25 protein-coding genes and 1 pseudogene are annotated in these 23228 nt (G+C 65.3%); 5 read left to right on the top strand and 21 right to left on the bottom strand.

The window, feature by feature from the left end; translation table 11 throughout:
- Positions 1 to 6: 6 nt before the first annotated feature.
- The 8 genes from rplI to AC5RUK_RS13410 all read right to left on the bottom strand — a co-directional run bounded on the left by rplI (position 7) and on the right by AC5RUK_RS13410 (position 5863).
- Entirely contained in the window at positions 7 to 456 is a 450-nt protein-coding gene (rplI, locus tag AC5RUK_RS13445; protein ID WP_493988326.1) for a 50S ribosomal protein L9, read from the bottom strand.
- 27 nt (positions 457 to 483) lie between these two features.
- A complete protein-coding gene (gene rpsR, locus AC5RUK_RS13440) occupies positions 484 to 723 on the bottom strand; it encodes a 30S ribosomal protein S18 (RefSeq protein WP_136787674.1) in 240 nt (79 codons plus the stop codon).
- 58 nt (positions 724 to 781) lie between these two features.
- Positions 782 to 1351 carry a single-stranded DNA-binding protein gene (locus AC5RUK_RS13435; protein WP_493988327.1) on the bottom strand — a complete coding sequence of 190 codons (570 nt, stop codon included), beginning with the start codon at positions 1349 to 1351 and terminating at the stop codon, positions 782 to 784.
- A 94-nt stretch (positions 1352 to 1445) separates the two neighbouring features.
- The gene (gene rpsF, locus AC5RUK_RS13430; protein WP_136787676.1) at positions 1446 to 1751 is read right to left on the bottom strand and encodes a 30S ribosomal protein S6; all 306 of its coding nucleotides are present in this window, start codon (positions 1749 to 1751) and stop codon (positions 1446 to 1448) included.
- A 271-nt stretch (positions 1752 to 2022) separates the two neighbouring features.
- Positions 2023 to 2742, bottom strand: a complete 720-nt coding sequence (locus AC5RUK_RS13425) for a response regulator (protein WP_494152463.1) — start codon at positions 2740 to 2742, stop codon at positions 2023 to 2025.
- Entirely contained in the window at positions 2735 to 4006 is a 1272-nt protein-coding gene (locus tag AC5RUK_RS13420) for a sensor histidine kinase (RefSeq protein WP_494152462.1), read from the bottom strand. The genes AC5RUK_RS13425 and AC5RUK_RS13420 overlap by 8 nt, the downstream gene beginning before the upstream one ends.
- Positions 4007 to 4025: 19 nt before the next feature.
- Positions 4026 to 4874: an ABC transporter permease gene (locus AC5RUK_RS13415; RefSeq protein ID WP_494152461.1), complete on the bottom strand. Its 849-nt coding sequence runs from the start codon at positions 4872 to 4874 to the stop codon at positions 4026 to 4028.
- A 2-nt stretch (positions 4875 to 4876) separates the two neighbouring features.
- Complete coding sequence (locus AC5RUK_RS13410; protein WP_494107072.1) at positions 4877 to 5863, bottom strand: ABC transporter ATP-binding protein; 987 nt, start codon at positions 5861 to 5863, stop codon at positions 4877 to 4879.
- Between the two features lie 325 nt (positions 5864 to 6188).
- On the opposite strand from AC5RUK_RS13410, the gene AC5RUK_RS13405 reads away from it, so the two are divergent.
- Positions 6189 to 6386, top strand: a complete 198-nt coding sequence (locus AC5RUK_RS13405) for a hypothetical protein (protein WP_494107071.1) — start codon at positions 6189 to 6191, stop codon at positions 6384 to 6386.
- A 299-nt stretch (positions 6387 to 6685) separates the two neighbouring features.
- On the opposite strand, the gene AC5RUK_RS13400 is transcribed toward AC5RUK_RS13405, so the two are convergent.
- The 5 genes and pseudogenes from AC5RUK_RS13400 to AC5RUK_RS13380 all read right to left on the bottom strand — a co-directional run bounded on the left by AC5RUK_RS13400 (position 6686) and on the right by AC5RUK_RS13380 (position 10046).
- Entirely contained in the window at positions 6686 to 7372 is a 687-nt protein-coding gene (locus AC5RUK_RS13400) for a hypothetical protein (protein ID WP_494152460.1), read from the bottom strand.
- A 502-nt stretch (positions 7373 to 7874) separates the two neighbouring features.
- Positions 7875 to 8000: a PspC domain-containing protein gene (locus tag AC5RUK_RS13395; protein ID WP_494152657.1), complete on the bottom strand. Its 126-nt coding sequence runs from the start codon at positions 7998 to 8000 to the stop codon at positions 7875 to 7877.
- A 20-nt stretch (positions 8001 to 8020) separates the two neighbouring features.
- Positions 8021 to 8275, bottom strand: a pseudogene (locus tag AC5RUK_RS13390) (glycosyltransferase family A protein); the annotation flags it as partial.
- Between the two features lie 173 nt (positions 8276 to 8448).
- Complete coding sequence (locus AC5RUK_RS13385) at positions 8449 to 8640, bottom strand: hypothetical protein (RefSeq protein WP_494107068.1); 192 nt, start codon at positions 8638 to 8640, stop codon at positions 8449 to 8451.
- A 416-nt stretch (positions 8641 to 9056) separates the two neighbouring features.
- A complete protein-coding gene (locus AC5RUK_RS13380) occupies positions 9057 to 10046 on the bottom strand; it encodes a LysR family transcriptional regulator (protein ID WP_494152656.1) in 990 nt (329 codons plus the stop codon).
- 73 nt (positions 10047 to 10119) lie between these two features.
- Between AC5RUK_RS13380 and AC5RUK_RS13375 the strand changes: the two genes are divergently transcribed.
- On the top strand, positions 10120 to 11868 hold the full coding sequence (locus AC5RUK_RS13375) for an L-aspartate oxidase (protein WP_494152459.1): 1749 nt from the start codon (positions 10120 to 10122) through the stop codon (positions 11866 to 11868).
- 149 nt (positions 11869 to 12017) lie between these two features.
- Here AC5RUK_RS13375 and AC5RUK_RS13370 read toward each other — a convergent pair whose 3' ends face one another.
- Both AC5RUK_RS13370 and AC5RUK_RS13365 read right to left on the bottom strand, forming a co-directional pair.
- Entirely contained in the window at positions 12018 to 12203 is a 186-nt protein-coding gene (locus AC5RUK_RS13370; protein WP_494152458.1) for a PspC domain-containing protein, read from the bottom strand.
- Positions 12204 to 12301: 98 nt separating this feature from the next.
- Positions 12302 to 13120 (bottom strand): class I SAM-dependent methyltransferase, encoded by an 819-nt coding sequence (locus tag AC5RUK_RS13365; protein ID WP_494152457.1) that lies wholly within the window; start codon positions 13118 to 13120, stop codon positions 12302 to 12304.
- A 297-nt stretch (positions 13121 to 13417) separates the two neighbouring features.
- On the opposite strand from AC5RUK_RS13365, the gene AC5RUK_RS13360 reads away from it, so the two are divergent.
- The 3 genes from AC5RUK_RS13360 (at position 13418) to AC5RUK_RS13350 (ending at position 17576) form a co-directional block, all read left to right on the top strand.
- On the top strand, positions 13418 to 14146 hold the full coding sequence (locus AC5RUK_RS13360; protein ID WP_494152456.1) for a TetR/AcrR family transcriptional regulator: 729 nt from the start codon (positions 13418 to 13420) through the stop codon (positions 14144 to 14146).
- Positions 14147 to 14228: 82 nt separating this feature from the next.
- Positions 14229 to 16322: a 3-hydroxyacyl-CoA dehydrogenase NAD-binding domain-containing protein gene (locus AC5RUK_RS13355; RefSeq protein ID WP_494152455.1), complete on the top strand. Its 2094-nt coding sequence runs from the start codon at positions 14229 to 14231 to the stop codon at positions 16320 to 16322.
- A gap of 66 nt (positions 16323 to 16388) precedes the next feature.
- Positions 16389 to 17576 (top strand): acetyl-CoA C-acetyltransferase, encoded by a 1188-nt coding sequence (locus AC5RUK_RS13350; protein ID WP_494152454.1) that lies wholly within the window; start codon positions 16389 to 16391, stop codon positions 17574 to 17576.
- A 90-nt stretch (positions 17577 to 17666) separates the two neighbouring features.
- Here AC5RUK_RS13350 and AC5RUK_RS13345 read toward each other — a convergent pair whose 3' ends face one another.
- The 6 genes from AC5RUK_RS13345 to AC5RUK_RS13320 all read right to left on the bottom strand — a co-directional run bounded on the left by AC5RUK_RS13345 (position 17667) and on the right by AC5RUK_RS13320 (position 22675).
- A complete protein-coding gene (locus tag AC5RUK_RS13345; RefSeq protein WP_494152453.1) occupies positions 17667 to 18416 on the bottom strand; it encodes a glucose 1-dehydrogenase in 750 nt (249 codons plus the stop codon).
- A gap of 63 nt (positions 18417 to 18479) precedes the next feature.
- Positions 18480 to 19034 (bottom strand): flavin reductase family protein, encoded by a 555-nt coding sequence (locus tag AC5RUK_RS13340; protein ID WP_494152452.1) that lies wholly within the window; start codon positions 19032 to 19034, stop codon positions 18480 to 18482.
- 5 nt (positions 19035 to 19039) lie between these two features.
- Complete coding sequence (locus AC5RUK_RS13335) at positions 19040 to 19966, bottom strand: SDR family NAD(P)-dependent oxidoreductase (RefSeq protein WP_494152451.1); 927 nt, start codon at positions 19964 to 19966, stop codon at positions 19040 to 19042.
- Complete coding sequence (locus AC5RUK_RS13330) at positions 19966 to 20919, bottom strand: isocitrate lyase/PEP mutase family protein (RefSeq protein WP_494126007.1); 954 nt, start codon at positions 20917 to 20919, stop codon at positions 19966 to 19968. Before AC5RUK_RS13330 ends, AC5RUK_RS13335 begins: the two co-directional genes overlap by 1 nt.
- Before the next feature lie 2 nt (positions 20920 to 20921).
- A complete protein-coding gene (locus AC5RUK_RS13325; RefSeq protein ID WP_494152450.1) occupies positions 20922 to 21440 on the bottom strand; it encodes a cupin domain-containing protein in 519 nt (172 codons plus the stop codon).
- 35 nt (positions 21441 to 21475) lie between these two features.
- Complete coding sequence (locus tag AC5RUK_RS13320; protein ID WP_494152449.1) at positions 21476 to 22675, bottom strand: LLM class flavin-dependent oxidoreductase; 1200 nt, start codon at positions 22673 to 22675, stop codon at positions 21476 to 21478.
- Positions 22676 to 23228 lie beyond the last annotated feature (553 nt).

Raw genomic sequence — 23228 nt, 5'->3', positions numbered from 1 at the left:
AGGCTGTTAGCCAGCAACGACCTTGAGGTCGATGACGGCGGAGACCTCTTCGTGCAGACGCACGGTCGCCTGGTAGTCGCCCACCGACTTGATGTGCTCGGTCAGTTCGACCTTGCGCTTGTCGATGGCGCCGAGGCCGGCGGCCTCGACAGCGGAAGCCACGTCGGCCTGCTTGACGGTGCCGAACAGGCGGCCCGACTCGCCTGCCTTGACGGTCAGCGTGACCGGCTTGGCGGACAGCTGGGCAGCGAGCTGCTGCGCGTCTTCCAGGGATGCGATCTCGCGAGCGGCACGTGCAGCCTTGATGGACTCCACCTGCTTCTCGCCGCCCTTGGTCCAGGTCAGGGCGAAGCCGCGGGGCAGAAGGTAGTTACGGGCGTAACCGTTCTTTACCTCGACGACATCGCCAGCAGTGCCGAGACCGGTCACTTCGTGGGTCAGAATGAGCTTTGCCATGTCAGTACTCTCTCCTCTTCGCTTCGCTTAGCCGCGGCCAGCGCCGGAGTAGGGCAGCAGGGCAACTTCGCGGGCATTCTTGATTGCCAGTGCGATCTTGCGCTGCTCCTGCACGGTGACGCCAGTCACGCGGCGGGCGCGGATCTTTCCGCGGTCAGAGATGAACTTGCGCAGCAAAGCTACGTCCTTGTAGTCGATGACGGTGACGTCAGCGGCCTTCAAGGGATTGGACTTTGGTTTGGGCTTACGAATTTCAGCCTTAGCCATCGTGGAGCTCCTTTATCTTGTGGAGCCCGTGGATCTTTTCCACGGGATGGGGTTTGTTTTAGAAGGGAGGTTCGTTGGAGTCCGGACCGTTGCCCCAGCCGCCGGACGAGCCGCCGGCCGGTGCGCCCCAGGGATCGTCCTGTGGGGCGGGCTGCTGGCCGGACTGCTGTCCGCCCCAACCGCCCTGGTTCTGGCCTCCGCCGAAGCCGCCGCCGCCAAAGCCGCCCTGGCCGCCGCCGAAGCCGCCCTGGCCACCGCCGGAGCGCTGGGTACGGGTGACCTTGGCAGAGGCGTAGCGCAGCGAGGGGCCGATTTCGTCGACCTCAAGCTCCATGACGGTACGCTTTTCGCCCTCTTTGGTTTCATACGAACGGGACTTCAGCCGGCCCTGAACGATCACGCGCATGCCCTTGGTCAGGGTTTCAGCGACGTTCTCGGCAGCTTCGCGCCAAACCGACGCCCGGAGGAACAGGGTTTCCCCGTCCTTCCATTCGTTGGACTGGCGGTCGAAGGTCCGCGGCGTGGATGCAACGGTGAAGTTCGCTACCGCGGACCCGGACGGGGTGAACCGCAGCTCGGGATCGTTGGTGAGATTACCGACGAGCGTGATAACGGTTTCGCCTGCCATGTTGCCTCCTGATGTCCTAGTCCCGCTTGCCGGCGGCGCGCGGGAATGTCTTCGTCAAAGCCGCTCCCGGAACGGGTGCGGCGATCACAGCTGATTACTCAGCGGAGATCTTCTGCTCCTCCGGGCGGATGATCTTGGTGCGCAGGATGGTCTCGTTCAGACCAAGCTGGCGGTCAAGCTCAGCAGCAGTGGCGGGAGTGGCGGTGAAGTTGACCACCGCGTAGATGCCTTCTGACTTCTTCTTGATGTCGTAGGCGAGCCGGCGGCGTCCCCAGATGTCCACCTTGTCGATGGTTCCACCATCGTTGCGGACAACGTTGAGGAACTTGTCGAGCGAGGACTCTACGGTACGCTCTTCGACCTCGGGGTCGATGATTACCATCAGTTCATAAGCACGCATTGTGAACCCACCTCCTTCGGGCTAAGCGGTCACGGTCTTTCCGTAACAGGAGGTTCTGTTGCGTTGCCTGCCTGCCACCGCGCGGCGACTTCCGTGTGTTTTGGCTATTGTCACAGGAAATACCAGCCAGCGCTGACAGCACAGACTTACCAATGGTACCGGACGGCGGTCCGGGCTCGTGAATCCGCCGCGCGGACCTCTCCTCCACAGGCCCGTGCGGCCGGAAGCGCTGTCCGCCACAGGCAGGAACCGCCGCCCGGGATCGGCGCTCTCAGTAGTCCAGCCCCAGGCTGGGCACCACCAGTCCGGTCTCGTACGCGTACACCACGGCCTGCACCCGGTCGCGCAGGTGCAGCTTGGCGAGGATCCGCCGCACGTGCGTTTTGACGGTTGCCTCCGAGAGGAAGAACCGGTGGGCGATCTCCGCGTTGGAAAGCCCCTCCGCGATGGTCCGCAGCACTTCCAGTTCACGCGGCGTCAGGTCATCCAGCAACGGGTCGCGCTGCGGCGGCGCGGCCGGGCTGCCGCCCGGGGCCAGGCCGCGCACATAGGTCTCCAGCAGGCGCGCCGTCACCCGCGGCGCCACCACGGCGTCGCCGGTGGAGACCAGGCGCACCGCCCGGACCAGTTCCGCCGGTGCCACGTCCTTGAGTAGGAAGGCACTGGCCCCGGCCTGCAGCCCGGCAAAGGCATACTCGTCCAGGTCGAAGGTCGTCAGGATGATCACCCGCGCGCACAGTCCGGCGGCGACGATCTGCCGGGTGGCCTCGATTCCGTCCATGACCGGCATCCGGACGTCCATCAGCACCACGTCCGGGGAGAGCGACCGCGCCAACTCCAGCGCCTCGGCGCCGTCGGACGCCTCCCCCACCACCGCGACGTCGTCTTCGCCCTCCAAGATGAGCTTGAAGCCCATCCGCAGCAGCGGCTGGTCGTCCACCAGCAGCACCCTTACCGGCCCGGCCTCGCTGCCGTCCGTGCTCTCAGACACTCTCGTTTTCCTCTCCGGGCCAATACAGTGTTGCCTCCACCATCCAACCACCGCCGGACCGCGGACCGCTGGCAACGCGGCCGCCGTAGACGGCGGCCCGCTCGCGCATGCCCGGAATGCCCTGCCCGGCCCCGAGCGAGTCGACCGGGCCGACCTGCCGGCCGTCGTCGGCCACCGTGATGTGGACGGCGTCGCCGTCCCGAACCAGGGCAACATCCACCCGGGTCACGTCCTTGGCGTAGCGCAGCACGTTGGTCAGCGACTCCTGCACGATGCGGAAGACGATGAGCCGGAAATTCTGGTCTTCCGGGAGTGGCGGCCCGGCCATCACCGTGCGCAGCGGCAAGCCGGCGGCCCGGAAGCCGTCCAGCAGGCCGGTCAGCTGATCCCCGGCCGGTGCCGGCGCCAGCGGGGCAGCATCGTCGGCACCGTTCGCGCCGCGCAGCACGCCCAGCACCCTGCGCATGTCGGCCAGTGCCGACCGGCCGGTGGCGGAGAGCTGGTCCAAAACCTCGCCGGCGCGTTCCGGGTCCTTGCGGACCACGACGGCGGCGCCATCCGAGAGGGCGATCATCACCGAGAGCGAGTGCGCGACCACGTCATGCATCTCCCGGGCGATCCGGGTCCGTTCGGTCGCGGACGCCAGCCGGGCGTTGTCGTCCGCCCAGCTCTGCAGCTCGGCATCATGGAGCCGGTCCCGGCGCACGGTGACACCGATGCCCGCCGCGATAATGTTCGCCAGGATCAGCACCAGGCCGAACACCAGCCCCACATACCCCGGAACATCGCCGGTGGCGATTTGTTTGGTGATCTCCGGCGGCATCCGGACCGCCATCGCCACGATCATGGGCAGGGCCGCCAGCACCGCCGCGGCAAGGGAGCGGACGGCCGGCCGGGTGGTTGCGACCGTGTAGACGGCAAACCACATGGCGAGCGAACCGCTGCCGGTGCTGGTCAAGACCACGATCAGCATGTCCACCACGGCAATCGCCGCGAGCACCAGCAGCGGTGCCCGGCGCCGCCAGACCAGCGCGGCCCCGCCGGCCAACAGCAGCAGCAGGGGCGGCCATTCGCCGTCGAGCGCGGTGGTCAGGGCATTGGGCAGCCCGAACAGCACGTGGATCGCGACCAGCGCCCAGTCCGTGACCACGGGGTGGGTATGGAAGTAGCGCCGGATCGGGCCCCGGCGCCTGGACGATATTTCGGTGAAGGAGACGGCGGCCGTTCGTTCCGCCGCCTCCTTCACCGAGGCTTGATGAGTCACGCGTCGAGCCCGGCCGCGCCTAGACGTCCCGCGTCTTGGTGGTCACGGCCGCCCCGGCCAGCAGCACTGCGGCCCAGGCGGCCATGACCAGCCCGCCCTGCCACTGGGTCAAGTCGCCCTCGGCCGTCTCGAGCATGAGCATTTGGCGTCCCGCATTGGAGGGCAGGTAGGGCATCACGCCGTCCTGCACCCAGTCGAAGGGGATGATCTGGGCGACGATCGGCAGCACCAGCAGCAGCACGACCAGCGTGACGATGCTGCCGGCGCTGTTGCGCAGCAAAGATCCGAGCGCCAGCGCCATCAACGCCACCACCGCCAAATAAAGGCCGGACAGCAGCATGGACTGGACCAGGTTTTCCACGTCCAGCCCGAATTCCCTGCCGTAATTGGCCAGGATCGGCTGCAGCAGGAAATAGGTGGCAAAGCTGGAAGCGATTCCGACGACGGCCGCGACGACGGCGACGACCAGCGCCTTGGCGAACAGCGGCGACAGCCGGGACGGCACGGCCGTCATGGTCGAGCGGATCATGCCGGTGGAGTATTCGAAGGCGATCAGCAGCACGCCCAGCGACCCGATGATCAGCTGGCCGAAGTCAATCCCGCCGCTGGTCATGAGGTAGAGGATGGACTCATCCATGCCGGCGGCGGCCGGATCCTGGCCGGCGGCCTCCATCTGCTCCATGCCGGTGGCGACGCCCCAGCCGCCGAGCAACCCGATGCCGACCATCACCACGACGGTGGTGGCCAGCAGCACCCAGGTGGAGCGCAGCGTGGTGAACTTGATCCACTCGCTCTTCAACGTCCGGGGGAAGCTCACGCCGGGGCCGGTGACACGGCCGGCCTGCGGGGTCAGGGTTGCAGCGCTCATGGTCACTTTCCTTCCTGGCCGACGCCGGCGGCGACGGCAGCGTGCCGTCCCGACCCTGCGCTGCCGGCATTTTCGTGTACATCGGCCACCGGGCCGGAGTGGTATTCGACTTCGTCCTTGGTCAGGTCCATGTAGGCCTCCTCCAAGGACGCCTGCAGCGGGGTCAGCTCGTAGACGAGCACCTGCTGGGCGAGGGCCGTCTCGGCGATGGCCCGCGCAGGGACGCCGCTGACCTCCAGCAGTTCCGGCTCGCGGGCTTCAACGGTGACCCCTTCCCCGGCCAGCGCGCGGGTGAGGACGTCGGGCCGGTCGGTGCGTACGCGCACCCGCTGAGCCCGGTTGTTGAGGATGTCCTGAATGGGCGCATCGGCGATGATCCGGCCGCGCCCGATGACGATCAGGTGGTCTGCGGTCAGCGACATTTCGCTCATCAGGTGCGAGGAGAGGAACACCGTCCGGCCCTCCGCGGCAAGTGTCTTGACCAGGTTGCGCACCCAGAGGACGCCTTCCGGGTCCAGCCCGTTCACCGGTTCGTCCAGAATGATGGTCTGCGGATCCCCGAGCAGGGCGGCCGCGATGCCCAGCCGCTGCCCCATGCCCAGCGAGAAGCCGCCGACGCGCTTCTTGGCCACGGCCCCGAGGCCGGTCAGTTCGATCACGTCGCGCACCCGCTTGGTGGGGATGCTGTGGGTCGCGGCCATGGCCCGGAGGTGGTTGTACGCGGTCCGGGAGGTGTGTACCGCCTTGGCGTCCAGCAGGGCGCCGACTTCGCGCAGCGGTGCCCGGTGCTTGGCGTAGTGTTTGCCGTTGACCAGGACGTCACCCGAGGTGGGACGGTCCAGTCCCATGATCATGCGCATGGTCGTGGACTTGCCGGCGCCGTTCGGCCCCAGAAAACCGGTCACCCGGCCGGGCTGCACTGTGAAGGAGACGCCCTGCACTGCCGGTTTGTTTCCGTAGACCTTGACCAGGCCCTGTGCCTCGATCATCTGAACCGTCCTTCGTGGATTGGAAGAGCGCCCGGATTCCCGGGGGCCACTGAATACGTTACGGACCGCCGGCCGGCCGCACACCGCACTGCGGGATGATCTTCGCGTCCGTCCGGTCGTCCTTACGGATGACGCTATCCGCCGGTGAGCTACCGGCCATTGAACATGCTGCCCTGCCTCTCCGCCTCCAACGCAAACTTCAACATCAATAGATCGCCTACCAGGGTGTATGCGAGACGGGCATGGTGTGGCGGGGCGATTCATGCACCGCCGCCCAGGTTGCAAGACGCCCAATCCGTGCGGCCGCCGGTCTCGAATACATGGCATGAGCGAGACACCGGATATCAGAATTGCCACCGGCGATTCGATGGTATTGGCTCTTGCACGGCGCGCTGCCGTAGAAACACTCGCCGAGCTTGAGCGGACCTGGCGCTATCCCCAGCCTGATGCGGTGGTGGCCGCGGCGCGGCGGCATCTGGCAGCCGCCGAGAACTGGGCCGATGCCCGCCGCGAAGGGGTTTAAAGGGACAAGCACCGCACATAGATTTACGTGCCGGGCCGCTCGAAGGTCGCCTCGACTGTTCCTGCCATGGCTGACTCTTTCGCAGGACCGAGGAGCCGGACCTCTCGCCTGCCCGCTGCTTCCCTCACGATCCAGGTCTGCAGACCCGATTGCAGATGGACCTGCCGCAGGGTCGTGCACAGATATTGACGGCACGTTGGACGCCAGAGAGGACGGGCCCCGGACCTCAAGGCCGGGACCCGCACCCTCAGCGACGCGTCAACCGCTGTCGCTCCTTTCGATGACCACGGCAGGCCGTATCAGTGGTGGGCCCGGTCCAACTCGCCGCACGCGACCGGAAGTGTCGCCCACGCCGGCAGCCCCGGCAGGGAGGCCACAGACGCCGGGAGCGGATTCACCCGCGCGACCGGGTTGATGCCGTGGATCACCACGTGACGGGTGCCCAGCTTCAGTGCCTCCTTCAACTCTGCCTGCAGGTGCGACTTGGAGGCGTGCTCATGGTACCGGTACCGGCCCTTCGCATCGGCGACGGGGAAGTCCAGCGACGGCGCGAAGCTGTCAAGCTCGCTGTCCAGGGAAACAAGGATGGGTCCGTACTTCGGCAGGCCCTCGATGACATCCACGAAGCCGTCGCGGTTTTTGTCGTCCGAAGCGTTCGGGCACTTCTCGCCTGCGTGGATGTGCTGCGGGTGCAGTGTCTTAGCGGTGACGCCCCGGACCTTGATCGTCACGCTCACATCGTCGCCCTTGACCCTCACCACCGCGGTTCCCTGGGTGGAGGGAATGGTGTAGGTCTTCTCGGCCACGGTGTGTTCGCCTGCGTTCAAGGGCTTCAGGTGAGCGACGAAAGTCCGCCCCGCATCCCGGTGGTGGTGGTTGTTGCCTCCCCAATCGGGCTGCGGGCCAGAGGAGGCGGAAGCCCCTCCGGCCCCCAGCAGCACCAAGGCGGCCGCCGCGGCCCCTGCGAATCCGGCTGTTTTACGCATGATGGCTCCTGAAATAATCTCGGGCTCTCTACGGCAAATCGGGGTAGCGTCGCCCGTCTTACAACGGGTATTCGCAGTGATGCAGCCTACGGATTGGAATCTTCCGGATTTTCATCTGCGGGGCTGCGTCTTTCCGGCCGGAGCGAGGGGTGAGAGGGACGGGGCGATCGGCAACCGTACCGGCCACGACGAGGAGACTCTCGCAGCATGAGCCAAACGAACGTGTGCTCACGATTGCTTGCTGTCCAGCCGGGCCGGGCAACCCGTTTCGCACCCGCCCTTGAGGCCCGCTGGAACTCCCTCGTCCGGTGTGAAGGTGCATGGCGTTTGCAGCGGCTCCGTGGTCCGCAAAGCCGCGTGATTCGTAGAGTCTGCGGCCAGTTGGGTCTGCGGTGAGGCTGACGTGAGCAACGCGTGGCACGCGTGCGGATATCTTCGGGCAGGCTATCGAGCACGGCACCGCCAACGCCGCGCTGCTGAGGCGGGGGCAGCGGCCCGGAGCCTACACCGGAGCCTTGGGGATCATGATCCACAGCGCGATGTAAACCAACTCCCCGATACCGACCAGTCCGAAAATAATCAACGCGAGACGCACGAGCACTTTCGGAAGGCCGAAACGGGCGGCCAGGGCCGCGCAGACACCGGCAATCAGTTTGCCGTTCCGGGACGAACCAATGCAGCAGCCATGGCCACAGTCTGGAACCGGCGCCGCTTCCCGAACAGCATCCAGCGGCGAGCGACCGCGCCGACGAGGGGGTCGTCGAAGAGCGGGCGCAGCTTAGCAACCCAGTCTGGACTTGCGATGGCGTCAGCATCGAGGTAGGCGACAAACGGCGCCGTCGTCGCCTCGAAACCGGTGTTTCTCGCCCCACCCGGTCCGCCGTTATTCTTCCGCACGACGAGTCGCGCGCACCAGCCGCCTGGGCAACCTGCTCAATGCGCGCTGCGTCGGAGCGAAACGACGCATCGTCGACGACGGTGATGGGGAGTCCAGCGTCGGCAAGCGAGGCGAGGCACCGCTCGAGCGGCCGAGCACCGCCGTGTACGGGAATCACGATCTCGACATCGTCGACGCCTCAGGCCTCGATAGGAAGCGGGTCCGCGATGCCCCGGTCGAGCAGGTAGATCGAGGCCTCCCGATCCTCATCACTTTGCGCAACGATGCCGCTGCGATTCGCCGCATACAGTTTTCGTGCAAACGGTCGAATCGAGCCGGGCAGCAGCGCCACCTCCCACGGCGATCCGCCGATGGTGACCTTTCCCGGCACGAAGGACGACCCCCGACGTCCACGCGGGCGGTATACGCGTCGTGAACTCCGAGGTCTCGAATGTCCGAAGCGGCGGTACTGGGTACGGCTGTGGCACTGGAACCGGCGGTGGTCGCCGATCCGAACGCGCCGGGCGTGTCACCGACTGAGTCGCCTTCCAAGGCATCAACATGGAGTCTACTGCACCGTCATTTCGACCGGGCGATCCGCAGCGGGTTTGCGCGGCTGCGACTTCTTCTCCTGTACCGAATCAGGCGCGGGCGCGTCTATTGCGCCGAGCACTGGAGTAGCGCCCGGAGTCCCGGAGCCAATGAATACGTTACGGAGTGCCGGCCGGCCGCACACCGCACTGCGGGATGATCTTCGCGTCCGGCCGGATCGTCCTTACGGATGACGCTACGTGCTCCTGTCCGGCCCTAGCGGCCTCTCCCTGTCTCTCGTGGTGTCACGGTCACGAGTCGCGAGAGGTCGGTGCCTGGCGCGGCGAGTCGGTCCACGGTTTCGAAGACGAACTGTTGCATGGCCGCTGCCGCGGCCGAGGGTGGGACGTCGGTACGCCGGGCCAAGTTGACAGTTCGGGTCAGCTGGGGGCTCACCAGGCGGGTGCTGTCCAGCGTGGGGCGGTCGATGACCACCATGGCCGGAACCACGGCCACTCCCAGCCCCCGTTCCACGAATCGGAGCACTGCGTCCATCTCGGCGCCCTCGACGGCGATCGTCGGGGTAAGTCCTGCAGCGGAGAATGCCGCGTCGGTGGCCACGCGCAGATCGTAGCTGCGGTTGAACGCGACTTGGGGGATCTCCGCCAGCTCCGCCAGGGTGAGCTCGGCCCGGGCCGGGCTTTCGCCCCGTTGCTCCTGCCCGTGTCCTGGCATCGGGGAGCCTGCGGCTGAGATCACCACCAGTTCCTCGGAAAGCAGGGGGATCAGCTCGGTGCCGGGTGCGGATGGTTCGGACCCGCGGGTGACCATCAGGGCAAGGTCCAGTGCGTTCTCGTTCAGAGCGTCCACCAGGGAGCGAGAGCCGCCCTCGGTGATGTGCAGGTCCACTCCTGGATGCGCGGCCCGGAAGGCCGCCAGCACGTCGGCAACCAGTGATACGCAGAGAGTAGGCGGGGCGCCAAGCCGGACGTGGCCGCGCCGAAGCCCGGCCAGTTCGTCCATCTGCTCGCGGGCGAACCGCGCGTCACCCAGCATCCGGCGCGCGATGGGCAACAGCACCTCGCCTGCGTCGGTCAGCGTCACCCCGGCCGGTCCGCGGCGGAACAGTTTGGTGCCCACGTCGGCCTCCAGCGCGGCGATCTGTCGGCTCAGGGACGGTTGGGCGAGGAAGAGCTCCTCGGCGGCACGGGTGAAGTGGCCGTTCCGGGCCACGGCCTCAAAGGAGGACAATTGCTCGAGTTTCATCATAGCCTTTTCGCATCAGTTCTATCCAGACAATGCATTGGACTCATGATACCCGCCTTCCTAGCATGGAGATATGAGCACAAAGCACGCCACCGAGCGACTGTTGTCCACCTCTGTCCTCGTCATCGGTACCGGTGGTGCTGGATTGCGCGCCTCGATCGAACTGGCGCAGCGGGGGGTCCAGGTGCTGGCGGTGGGCAAGCGGCGTAAGCACGACGCCCACACCACGCTGGCGGCCGGCGGCATCAACGCCGCGCTGGCCACCATGGATCCGGAGGACAGCTGGCAGCAGCACGCCGCCGACACCTTGCGCGAGTCGTATTTCCTGGCCGATCCGGCCATCGTGGAGACCGTGGCGCGCAATGCCGCCGGCGGCATCGAGGACCTGGAGAGGTGGGGGATGCCCTTCGCGCGGGAGGAAGACGGCCGGATTTCCCAGCGCTTCTTCGGCGCCCATAAGTACCGCCGAACTGCCTACGCCGGCGACTACACCGGCCTGGAGATCCAGCGCACCCTGATGCGCCGCGCGGCCGAACTGAACGTGCAGATCATTGACAGCATCTATATCACCCGCCTGCTGGTAGCCGACGGTACCGTCTTCGGCGCCTACGGGTTCGACGTCGTGGACGGCACGCCCGTACAGATCCACGCCGACGCGGTGATCCTGGCCGCCGGCGGACACACCCGCATCTGGCGCCACACCTCCTCCCGGCGGGACGAGAATACCGGCGACTCCTTCCGCCTGGCGGTCCTGGCCGGAGCCCGGATCCGGGACGCCGAGCTGGTCCAGTTCCACCCCTCCGGACTGCTGGAGCCCGATGACGCTGCCGGCACCCTCGTCTCCGAGGCAGCACGCGGCGAAGGCGGCATCCTCACCAACGCCCTCGGCGAGCGCTACATGGAGCGCTACGATCCCGAACGCATGGAGCTGTCCACTCGCGACCGGGTGGCCCTGGCCGGATATACCGAGATCGCCTCGGGCCGGGGAACCGAGAAGGGCGGGGTCTATCTGGACGTGTCCCATCTGCCCCGGGAGGTTATCCTGCAGAAGCTGCCGCGGGTCTACCGCACCTTGATCGACCTGCAGATGGTGGACATCACGACCACGAAAATGGAGATCGCACCGACCGCGCACTACTCCATGGGCGGGGTTTGGGTGGCTCCGGAGGACCACGGCACCGGCGTGGACGGGCTGTACGCGATCGGCGAGGCGTCCTCGGGCCTGCACGGGGCGAACCGCCTGGGCGGAAACTCGTTGATCGAGCTGCTCGTCTACGGACGCATCACCGGCGAGTACGCCGCAGAGTACGCCGCCTCCCGCACCACTGTTCGCCGGGACCCCTCCGCCGTCGAGTCGGCACGCGCCGAGATGCAGGCCCTGCTCAGTGAGCGCGGGACCGAGTCAGCCCGGCGGCTGCAGCGCGAAGTGCGCAACCTGATGACGGAGCACGCCGGCGTCGTGCGCACCGGGCAGGGGCTGCAGGACGGCCTGCATAGGCTTGCCGCCCTCGAAGAACGCGCGCGGCACGTCACCGCGCACCCGGACATCGCCGGGTTCGACGACTTGGCGCACGCGTACGACCTGCTGGGCTCGCTCCTCGCGGCCCGGGCCACGCTCGAGTGCGCCCTCGAGCGGCGTGAGACGCGGGGCTGCCACAACCGTGCGGACTTCCCCGAGATGGATCCGTCACTGCAGGGCAACTTTGTTTGGTCCCCGACCGAAGGAGTCAGCTTCGAGGCCCTGTCCCCTGCCCCGGACTCCTTCCGGTCACTGGCCGAAACCGACGCCGACGACTCGATGGCCGGCAAGCTCGTCGAGTAGCCCTGACCTGCGTCAGCCGTCATCAATGGAGCGTTTTGGGGCGTGAGTGTGCCGAGGGACGGACCTGCATGGCAGGCGCCAGGACGGACCTGCATGGCAGGCGCCAGGGACCCCCGGCCTCCGGTGGGCCGGGGGCGGCGGCGCGAAGCCTACACCTGGGCCTTGGGGATCATGATCCAGAGCGCGATGTACACCAGTTCCCCGATACCGACCAGTCCGAAAATAATGAACGCGAGACGCACGAGCACTTTCGGCAGGCCGAAACGCGCGGCCAGGGCCGCGCAGACACCGGCGATCAGCTTGCCGTTCCGAGGACGAACCAATGCAGCAGCCATGGGCACAGTCTAGTAACCGGATCCCGTTCCCGAACAGCATCCGGCGACGGAAACGGCCCGGAGGCACCGATCCTGCTTCCCGACCCTTTCCAGCACGGTCACTTCTTGCGGGCTGTGAACAACAGATACTCCCATTCCATCCGGCCGCCCCCGAGATCGTGCCGGCTGGCCAGTTCTTCGAGTTCCCCATCGAGGGCTTGGACCCGGTCCGGTTGGTCCGCGATGAACCTGTACGTGTTGATAGTGGGCCCGTAGCGGGCCTTGAAGAAGTCGCGGAACTCCCCGGCGGTGGCGAACCTGTCGACCGTCAGCTTTTCCCGCCGGGCGACGACGTCGGTGGCCCGGTCCCCGAACAGGTCCAGCACGTGCTGCTGGTTGCCCCAGAGCGGCGGGGGTTGCGCCCCCGGAGGCGGCGGTGGTGCGTATGGCCTCATGGTCGCAAACATCTGGCCGATGAAGCCTTCCGGCGTCCAGTTGGCGAGGGCGATCGTGCCGCCGGGCCGCAGCACGCGGACGAGTTCGTTGGCACTCGCCTGGTGGTTGGGGGCGAACATGATCCCCACGCAGGAGATCGCGGCGTCGAAGGTACCATCCCCGAACGGAAGGTGCTCGGCGTCGGCCTCCTGCCAGTCCACGGAAACACCCGCCTTTTCGGCCGACCGGCGCCCCTGCTCAAGCAGCTCGGGAGTGAGGTCGGCCGCGGTGACCTGTGCCCCGGCCTGCGCAGCGGGGATGGCCGCGTTGCCGGAACCGGCGGCAATGTCCAAAACACGGTCGCCCTTCTGAACGCCGCTGGCTTCGACGAGAGCGGTGCCCAGCGCCGGGATCACCTCAGTAGTGACGGCGGGATAGTCGCCGAGGGCCCACATGGCCCGGTGCTTTGCCTTGATCCCCGAATCGTCCGGTTGATTGCTCATGGCCATTGCCTCCTGCGATTGAAGGCCCCTCGTTTTGGGGTTCTTCAAGGATGGGTCCGGGCTCGAATAATTTCCAGCAGAAAATCTGGATGGGGGGCCGCGGGCCGAACCTGCGCTGGCGCCGCACACGGCGGGCCGAGGATCTCCGTGGCCTTCGCGGGGTGGTGGCTGGCGGCGCCCGGGACCGGGGCCGGCGCTGTTGGCGGGTGGCGGGGCTACTGAACCGGTTGGAAGTCGCGTCAACCCCAAATAAGGAGTCTCCGCACGACCCTTTGAGCTCAGTAGTACCGTGGGACCGTGGCAGAAGACTCATGGCGGGCAGAACACACGCAGCTCTTGCGGGATAGTGAACGGGGTGCAAAACATCCGGCTGGCCCGCGTTCGCTTGTCGCAGCAACGGCGGTGCGGCTTTATGCGACCAACGGCTTCGAGGCAACCAGCGTGGAACAAATTGCCCAAGCCGCAGGAATATCACGCAGCACATTCTTCCGCCAGTTTCGTTCCAAGGAGGACGTGGTTTTTGCCGACCATGACGAATTGGTGGACCAGACGGAGGCCTACCTAGCCAGTGGGCACAAGGACCCCTGGTTGGCGGTTTGCGAAGCTGCCGCCTTGGTGTTCGAGCATTACGCACAACAGGGCGAGCTTGCCAGGCAGCGCTATGCCGTAGTCAATTCGATCCCCGCGCTGCGGAATAAGGAGTTGGTCACCGTCTTCCGGTACGAGCGCTTGTTCAACTTGTACCTGAACCGGACGCTGCCGGGACTGGCACCATTGGACGGGATCCGTTTTGCGTCAGCCGTTGTCAGCACTAACAATTACTTCCTGCGCGCCTTAATGAAGGGCGACGACGGCCCTCCCGCTGCTACTGAACTATGGGCGGAACTCAACAAGGTGCGGCGGATGCATGGCGTCTTAACAGATTCCTCGGGCAGGGCTGATGACGTAGTCGTTGCGGTCTTTCCTCGCTCGACGCCGGGGGTCGAGATCGCCCGAGAGATTCAGCGGCGACTTCAGCAAGAGTAGCGGGACATGAAACGGAGTCTTACTTGACGTGAGACTCCGTTTCACATCAGACTGGTCAGCAGTCGACCTGTGAGGGAGCACCATGGGCCAAAAGCTGGCCGGTACTGAAGGCCAATCAGCACATTCTGCGAACGTCGAGATGATTACCCGGATTGATACTGCTTATGTCGACCATGCCGGTTTCCGCTTTGCCATTCTGACTCTCGTGACTTCTGGCGGCCGCCCCGCGACGCTGAGTCCGGCATCGTTGGCCGAATTAGAAGCCGTAATTCAAACCTTGGATTTGTCCCGTGCCGACGCAGTGGCTCTGACCGGTACGGGATCGGTGTTTTGTGCCGGAGCTGACCTGAAGAGAATGGTCGAGGCCACCACGCGGGAACAGGCCGAGGAAGTGGCCCGGCAAGGTCTGGAAACGTTTGCCCTGTTCGCTGCCCTTCCGGTGCCGACCTTTGCCTTCGTCAACGGGATTGCGCTGGGCGGCGGACTGGAACTGGCACTTCACGCGGACTACCGCACTGCCGCCGACTCGGTGCGCGCTTTGGGGTTTCCAGAAGTGCGGCTCGGCCTTATCCCCGGCTGGGGTGGAATCCCCCGCACAACCGCGCTGCTCGGTCCCGCCGAGACGGCCAAACTAGTGGTCACTGACTCATTGGCAGGCAGGAATCTCTCCGCGAATGCCGCAGCTGATCTCGGCTTGATCGATGCTGTACTTCCCGGGACCGGTTTCCTGGCTGCCTCATTGGATTTCGCTGCGGGCATTCTCTCGGGCGCCGCCCCGGAGCCTACGCGAGCCGACGCGGCTCCGGAGCCCGAGTTCATGGGTGGGGATGGGCAGACATCGTTGGAGACCATCCGGACGAAACTGGACGAGCGGTTGCACGGCGCTGCCCCCGCCCCCTACCAAGCGTTGGAGCTGATCGCCGCTACGGCTGAATCCACGGGCGGTTTCGGGCAGCAGGCGGAGAAGGAGGTGTTCGGCGAACTGTTGCTCTCAGATCAGGCCCGCGCCAGCATCTACGCCTTCCATCTCACCCAGTCACTGGCGAAGAAACCGGCCGGCAGGCCCTCGGTCGAACCTCGACCCGTGCGCTCGGTCGGCGTGGTCGGCGCCGGACTGATGGCCAGCCAACTCGCCCTCGTCTTTGCACAACGGCTGCGTGTCCCTGTGCGAATCACGGACCTGTCGCAGGAGCGCATCAACGCGGCGATGACCTGGATCCTCGCGCAGCTGGAGAAGCAGGTGGCGCGCGGGAACATGCAAGACGCGGATGCCCAAGCCATAGGCAACCTCATCAGCGGAGGCACCGACAAGGCCGCCTTCACGGATTGCGACGTGGTCATTGAGGCGGTCTTCGAAGAACTGGAAGTAAAGCGCGCTGTATTCGCCGAGCTGGAACCGCTCCTGCGGCCGGAGACTCTGCTGCTGACCAACACCTCCTCGCTATCGATCGAGGCGATGGGCACGTCCCTGACCAGGCCCGAGCGGCTAATCGGCTTCCACTTCTTCAACCCGGTGGCCGTGCTGCCCCTGGTGGAAATCATCTCCGCACCGAAGACGGATGACACTACTCTTGCAACAGCATTTGAGCTCGCTAAGCGGCTGGGTAAGACACCCGTACTGACCAAAGACAGGGCGGGATTTGTGGTGAACCGCGTCCTGACGCGGCTCTTTGACGAGGCCCTTTCCCTGCTTGACGAAGGCGCTGATCCGGCCGCAGTGGATCATGCCCTGGATCCACTGGGCCTGCCCATGACTCCGCTGGCACTCCTGCAGTTCATCGGCCCGGCAGTGCAATTGCATATCTGCGAGACCATGCAGCGGGCTTATTCTCAGCGCTTCGGCGTGAGCCGGAGTTTGGCTGCGCTCGTCTCAGCGGGGCTGCCTGGCTATCTGGACAACGAGGGATGCCTTTCCCCCGCCGCGGCCGCCCTGCTGCCGGCCTCACATCCCGTCGATCCCGCCATAGTCCGGGGCAGAATTCTGGCTGCACTCGCTGAGGAAGTTCAGGAAATGCTGAACGAGTCAGTCGTTGCGGGACCGGAACAGATAGACCTGTGCATGATCCTGGGCGCCAACTATCCCTTCCACACCGGCGGCCTGACCCCGCTCCTGGACCGCGAAGCCGGCACGGGATTCCATCGGGGGTTGCGGGTTCCTGTCCCCGCCGCCTCATAGTCGCAGCCCCCGGCTGGCGGCTGTTGAACCCATTCCGCCGGTACCCCTTACTCTCTAGGAGAAAAAATGAACCGCGCTGAAGATGTTGTCCTCGTCGGAGCAGCCCGAACGCCGCAAGGCAGGCTGATGGGACAACTCGCGCCGTTGACCGCCGTCGAACTCGGTGGAGCGGCGATCGCCGCTGCCCTTGACCGGGCCCGTCTCCGTACTACCGCCGTCGATGCCGTCATCATGGGACAGGTCCTACAGGCCGGTGCGGGACAAAACCCTGCGCGACAGGCAGCCGTCGCTGCGGGAATCCCGCTCACGGCCCACGCCGCAACGGTCAATAAGGTCTGCCTCTCGGGACTTAGCGCCATCATTGAGGCGAGCCGGATGCTGCGGTTGGGAGAAGCCGCTGTGGTCGTCGCCGGTGGACAGGAATCGATGAGCAACGCACCGCATCTGCTGCCAGGTTCTCGCGCCGGCCACTTGTATGGGAACGCTGCGCTAGTGGATTCCGCCGCCCATGACGGGCTCACCGACGCCTTTGACCAGGAGGCCATGGGCCTGGCCACGGACCGCGCAAATCAAAACCTCGGCCTCTCGCGGAGCGAACAAGACAAGGTCGCAGCCGACTCCCATCATCGTGCAGCCGTTGCCCAAGGCACTGGCGTCTTCGACGCCGAGATTGTCCCGATCAAAGTTCCGAAACGTCGGGGAGAGGCCGTGCTGGTGGAGACAGACGAGGGCGTGCGACCGGAGAGCAGTGAGGAGTCACTCGCCAAGCTCAGGCCTGCTTTCTCCCCCGACGGATCGATAACCGCCGGGAACGCCTCGCCGCTCAACGACGGCGCGGCCGCCACGGTGCTGACCACTCGCGCTTACGCTGAGGCCCATGGCCTTGAAATCCTGGCGGTGGTTGGCGCTCCGGGACAGACGGCGGGCCCGGACACGTCGCTGCCGGACAAACCCGCTCGGGCCATTACCAAGGCACTTGAGACTGCCGACTGGGCAGTGGAAGATCTGGACTTCATCGAGATCAACGAAGCGTTTGCCTCGGTAGCTCTGCACTCGGCACGGCAGCTCGGTGTCGGGATGGACATAGTCAACGTCAACGGCGGAGCGATCGCCCTCGGCCATCCAATTGGCGCCTCCGGCGCGCGTGTTGTTGTCACCGCCGCCTACGAGCTCCACCGTCGAGGCACAGGCAAGGCAGCCGTAGCCCTGTGTGGCGGAGGCGGCCAAGGCGAGGCGCTGCTGCTGTCACGGTGAACCGCCCGTGCTTCTTCCGAACACTGGATCGCCCCGCCCTTTCGTGACTGAAAAGGCGGGGCGACACGTGAGAACGCGGCGGGAGCGTTTTTACTCGGCCAGGCGTCCGCCGTCGACGACTAGCTCGCTGCCGGTCATGTAGGAGGCCTCGTCGGATGCGAGGAACAGCACCGTGTAGGAGACCTCCCGCGGATCGGCGAAACGGCGGTTCGGGAGCGTCTGAGCGATCGCCTCGAGTGTCTCGGCATCGTTCAGGTTCTTGGCCATCGGGGTGAGGATCGCGCCCGGGTGCACCGAGTTGACGCGCACATTCTGCGGACCGTACTCGATCGCGGTTGCCTTGGTCATGCCCCTCACTGCAGCCTTGGCGCCGGTGTACGCCACGTTGGGCGTGCCCGAGAGGTGGGCCATTGCCGCGGCCGATGAGATGTTCACGATCGAGCCGCCACCTGCCTCAATCATGCCGGGCAGCACGGCGCGCATGCCCAGGAACACCCCTGTCTGGTCCACCGCGACGACCTTGTTGAAGGTCTCGAGGTCGAGATCCGCGGTGAAGGCATTGGGACCTGGGACCCCCGCGTTGTTGACGAGTACCGTGACCGGACCAAACTTCTCGACAGCCGCCGCCATGACTTCGGCCCACGAGTCGGGGTCGGAGACGTCATGCTTCACGAAGAAGGCGTTCTCGCCGAGCTCCTTCGCGAGCACTGCGCCGTCCGTCTCGTTGAGGTCGGTGATGACGACCTTCGCGCCCTCCTCGACGAACAGGCGTGCGTGCTCGGCACCCATGCCCACTGCTGCGCCGGTAATAATGGCGACCTTATTGTCCAAACGTCCCATGAGGACCTCTTTCTTCCAGTTGTGCGCCGGAGATGCGGCGCAGAGTTCTTGTCATCGATTCCGTCAGGCTGCGTGGGCTGCCGGAGGATCCGCGAGCTCGCGGAACGTCGATCCATGCCAGACGAGCGGTTCGTTCTCACCGGCACCAAGCCGATGCGCTTCGAGCAGTACCATCCAGTGATCGCCGGCCTCCGTGACCGCGGAGATCGAGCAGTCGAGCCACAACGCCGCCCCGTCGATGAAGACCGCGCCGTCGTCGCTGACCTCGAAGGCGACCTGCTCGAACCGCGCGGCGCGGTCCTTGCCGGCGAGCTGTCGTGTAAGACCGCCCTGGCCCTTCCCGAAGATCGAGACGCCGAAGCGGCCCGCCTTCGCAATGTGCTCCCACGTCTCGGACGTCTTCTGCACCGCGACGGCGACGAGGCAGGGTTCAAGGGACACACCGACCATGAAGGAAGATGCGACGAGCGCGTGCTTCGCGCCGTCGACGTCAGCTGCCAGCGCGGCAACACCCGAAGGGAACTGCGCGAACGTCTGACGCACGATCATCGGATCGGCGTCAAAACCGCGCAGATTGTCCTGGATCGTGACCTGTGCTCCCCTCTCCCTCACAGACATCGCGATCACCTCGACACGTCCGCCGCGTCGGCGGGGAGCACCGTGTCGAGCTCGGGCGCCAGGTACACCATCTGGTCGCGGAATGACGCGCTTGCGTTGCGGAACTGACGCAGTTCGCCGTCCTTCATGAGCGCATCCCCGCTGTCGGCCCAAGCCTCGGGCGTAGGCTCCTCGACCTTCATTCGCGGCATTCCGGCGATTGCCACGCGGCCGGCTGCTACCCCGGCGATCTCGAACGTCTCGCCGAACACTGTGGTGTCTTGATGAGCCAGCCACGTCACGAAGGCAGATACAGAGCTGGGCGGAACCGTCGTGCGCATAGCGTCCTGGATGACCGGGTTCGGGAACGCGTCCTCGGTCATCGGCGTCAACGCCACCGGCATAAGTGTGCTCACCTGCACGCCGACCTCTCGAGCCTCGATCGCAAGGCTGATGCTCAGCCCCCAGATCGCGGCCTTCGCAGCGTTGTAGGCCGTGTCAGTCGGTACACCCATGACCCCGTTCGACGAGATGTTGATCAGGCGACCGCTCCCCGAGGCGATGAGGTGCGGCATCGCGGCGCGCGAGACCCCGACGACGCCCTTCACGGCAACATCGAAAATGCGCCACCACGTTTCTGAGTCCATCTCCCAGAATCGACCGAAGGCGTTGATGCCCGCGTTGTTGACGACGATGTCCAGCTGCCCGAACGCATCGAGCGCCGTCTGGACGATGTCGGACGATCCGGTGACCACGTTGTGGGTATCAACCACCGCCGTGCCGCCGGCCTCAGTAATCTCGGCCACCGCCCCGGCAGCATTGGTTGCGTTGACGTCGTTGACGACGACGCGGGCTCCGCGGGAGGCCAGCATTTTGGCATGCTCGCGCCCCATCCCCTGCCCGGCACCGGTGACGATCGCCACCCGTCCATTGAAATCAAGCTGTGCAGTCATCAGTAGCTCCGATCGTTAGCGTGGAGGTTGTTTTCGTAGTCGCGCTGGGAGTCCTGAGGAAGGAACTTCTCTTCCGTCTCACGCACGTAGTCGGTTAAGGGTCGACCGAACATCGCGCCCCAGCCAATGCCGTCGGTGTCCTCGTTCATGCGGTCGATATATTCAGCGAGCGGCGTCGCCTCGCCCGACTCCTTCACTTGCATGAGCAATCGCCACACCTCGTTAATCCCGGGCAGCACGAACGGCACGGGCTGGATGGCCTGGCCGATGGCCGTCATCTCGGCGACACTCTTACGCCCGATCATCGGAACTCCGATGGCGTAGGCCGGCCCCGGGGTCTCCTTCAGCGCGAGCTCTGCCTGCTCCCAGGTGTGGAAGCCCTCGAAGAAAATGACGTCGGCGCCCGTCTCGGCCTTGTAAAGCTGTGCACGGCGAATCGCCTCATCGACCCCGCCGCCGGCCGCGCCGTATCCGTCGGTGCGCGCGACGATCACGAAGTCCTCGCCGTACTTGTCACGTGCGTCGACCGCGGCATTAAGGCGACCCACCGCCTCGGCGTCCGAGACCAGCTCGATCCCCGCGACCCCCCCTGACTTCTTAGGCTCACGCTGATCCTCGATATGGATGCCGCCGACACCCGCATCGATGAACTCCATGACCGTGCGCTGCACGTTGATGGGCGCGCCGAATCCCGTGTCGGCGTCGCAATAGATGGGGATGTCAACGGCGCGGGCCGTCCGCTTCGCATGTTCGACGACCTCGGTCAGCGTAAGCCAGCCCGTGTCGGAGACGCCCTGCCACCAGGCCGACATGCCGCCCGAGAGCTGGAACGCGCCGAAGCCGGCGTGCTGCGCCATTTGCGCGTGGATCGGCAGGGCCCCGAAAGGCATCAGTGCCGTCTCTTCGCTCTCGAAGATCTCGCGAAGAGCCTTGCCTGGCGATGTCACGGCCATGCTCACAGCTCCTGTTTCGAGTTGAATCCGACGGTCACGACCACGTAAACGCAGTCCTCGTCGTACGGGTTCTTCCACGCGTGGGGAACGCCTGCCATCACCAGGAGGTCGCCGGGAACGAGCGTGCGCTTCTTGCCTCCCGGGAGTACCAGGTCGACCTTGCCCGAGATCACGACCTCGTAGTCAATCGTGTCGCTAGCGTGCATGCCGGCGTCGCCGTCGTCCTCCGTGGCGGTCATGCTCTCGTCGAGCGTTGCCGAGTCGACCTCGCCGGACGAGTGCGCGGGGAAGCTGCTGATGCCGAATGTGGATCCGTTGGGTCCAGCCAGCGCGACCTTGCTCGGAGGGGCACCGAAGTTTTCCTTGCTGTGTCCGCCCTCGACGGCCCAATAGAATGCGCCTGCGGACACACCGGGGAAATCGAACTCGGCGGCAGGGCCGGGCTCAATGAAGTCGACTTCGCCCGACTCGGTCGTGCCCGCAACGACGAGACGGAACTTCTTTGGATCAGGAAATGTCATTTGGGTCTCTCCTTCGTGAACGGTCGTGGCAGGTATCAGGCGCGCAGGCCTGCTTCGCGCATCAGCGGGAAGATCTGCTCGTGCATCCGGTCCAGGCCTTCGTCGTAGTCCACCAGGCCCGTGCAGATGCCGGTGATGCCCGATTTCTGCAACTTCTGCAGCTCCTCGACGACCATCTCGGGCGTACCCGTGATTGGCATCAGCGCCGCGCGACCGAACGCCCTCACCGTCGCGTCCTGTTTGTAATCCACGTTCTGCTTGTACTCATCCCAAGATGAGAAGCTCTCCGCCCCGCCGCTGCGGATAACGTCGAGGTAGCGCACCGCACTCTCCCAGTCGGTGTTCTCCATCACGTAGTCGGCGTACTCGCGCGCTTCCTTCTCGGTGTCCTTGACGATGATGTGCGCGCCCGCCCACAGTCCGAGGTCCTCGCGGCCGGCCGCGTCGGCCTTCTGCCGCAGTTTCGGCGTGAGCTCGGCGCTTTGTTCGACGGTGGCGACCGCCGCGAACAGGATATTTGCGTGCTTGAACGCGAACTCTTGGCCTGCGGGGCTCGAACCGGCACTCATCACCATCGGTTGGGGTGACTGCACCGGCTTTGGGTACGCCTGTGCGCCCTTCAGGTTGAAGAACTTGCCGTCGAAGTCGAACGACGGCTCCTCGTCCGACCAGAGGCGTTCGCAGATCTCAATCCACTCGTCCGCAAGTTCGTAGCGCACATCGTGCTCGGGCAGCTCCACGCCGAAGATGTCGTACTCGGGCTTGAAGTATCCGGCTGTTACATTGAGCCCCATGCGACCGCCACTGATGTGGTCAATTGTGGTCATCATCTTCGCCCCCAGCACCGGATTCATGAACTGCACGTTGCACGTCGCAAAGATCTGAATGTTCTGCGTCACCGCGGCCAGCCCCGCTGCCCAAGTGAACGTCTCGAACTGACGACCCCACGGACGATCGGGACCCGCGAGCCCCTGCCAGCGCGCGATCGGGATGAATCCGTCGACGCCATATCGGTCCGCCTTCTGCGCGAGAGCCTGCACCTCTCCCCAGTTACCAAGCTTGATCGAGTTCTCCGCGAAGTTCAGGCCGCCCTGCCCCGTGGAAACGTTCGCTCCGAAGATCGCGACTTTGAACGCATTGTCGCCCCCAATCATCGGGCTCTCGTCACGCTCAACGGTGTAATCCGCGACAAAGTCGCGATCTACGGTGTTTGTTTTGGTTGCCATGTCGGTCATTGGTGTACTCCCATTCGATGCGTCGGGGAGCGCCTCGAGCGCTTCGACTCTCTTGTGATGTCCGTCCGCAAGCACCTGGTTGGCAGCGGTTGTGCCTAATGCTATGAACCAGCTCACTCTCGCCGGTACGGTAAGCAACGCCAACTAAGCCGGAAATCACGCCAAAGGGCTCTGGGTTGTCACCCAGCCCTGCTTATCACGCCAACCCGATGGCACTTCGTGGGGCACCGAACAACCTCACAGCAGTTACAGAAAGCAAAAAGCCTGTAGGAGGGGGCAGGGTGTTTGCCCCAACTGCCATAATGTGACTATCGTCCTCTAATGGTGATAGTAATACCCTATTCTGCTGGCAGGGCTCCCGACGCCTTGCTTATCGCCAGCGAATGATGGCGCCAGTAATTCCGTACATGCCCAAGGAGCGAGACCGTGTCTATCAATCAACCTCAGAACCACGCAGGTGAGGTGGAGGAGTATTCGGTCGTTGTGGTCGGTGCGGGGATGGGGGGCATTTATGCCCTTCACCGGTTTGCTGAGCTGGGCCATGATGTGCACG

The sequence above is a fragment of the Arthrobacter sp. Y3223065 genome, from assembly GCF_059090885.1.
Note: the sequence above shows the minus strand (reverse complement) of the source record. Positions and strands in the feature narration are given on the sequence as shown.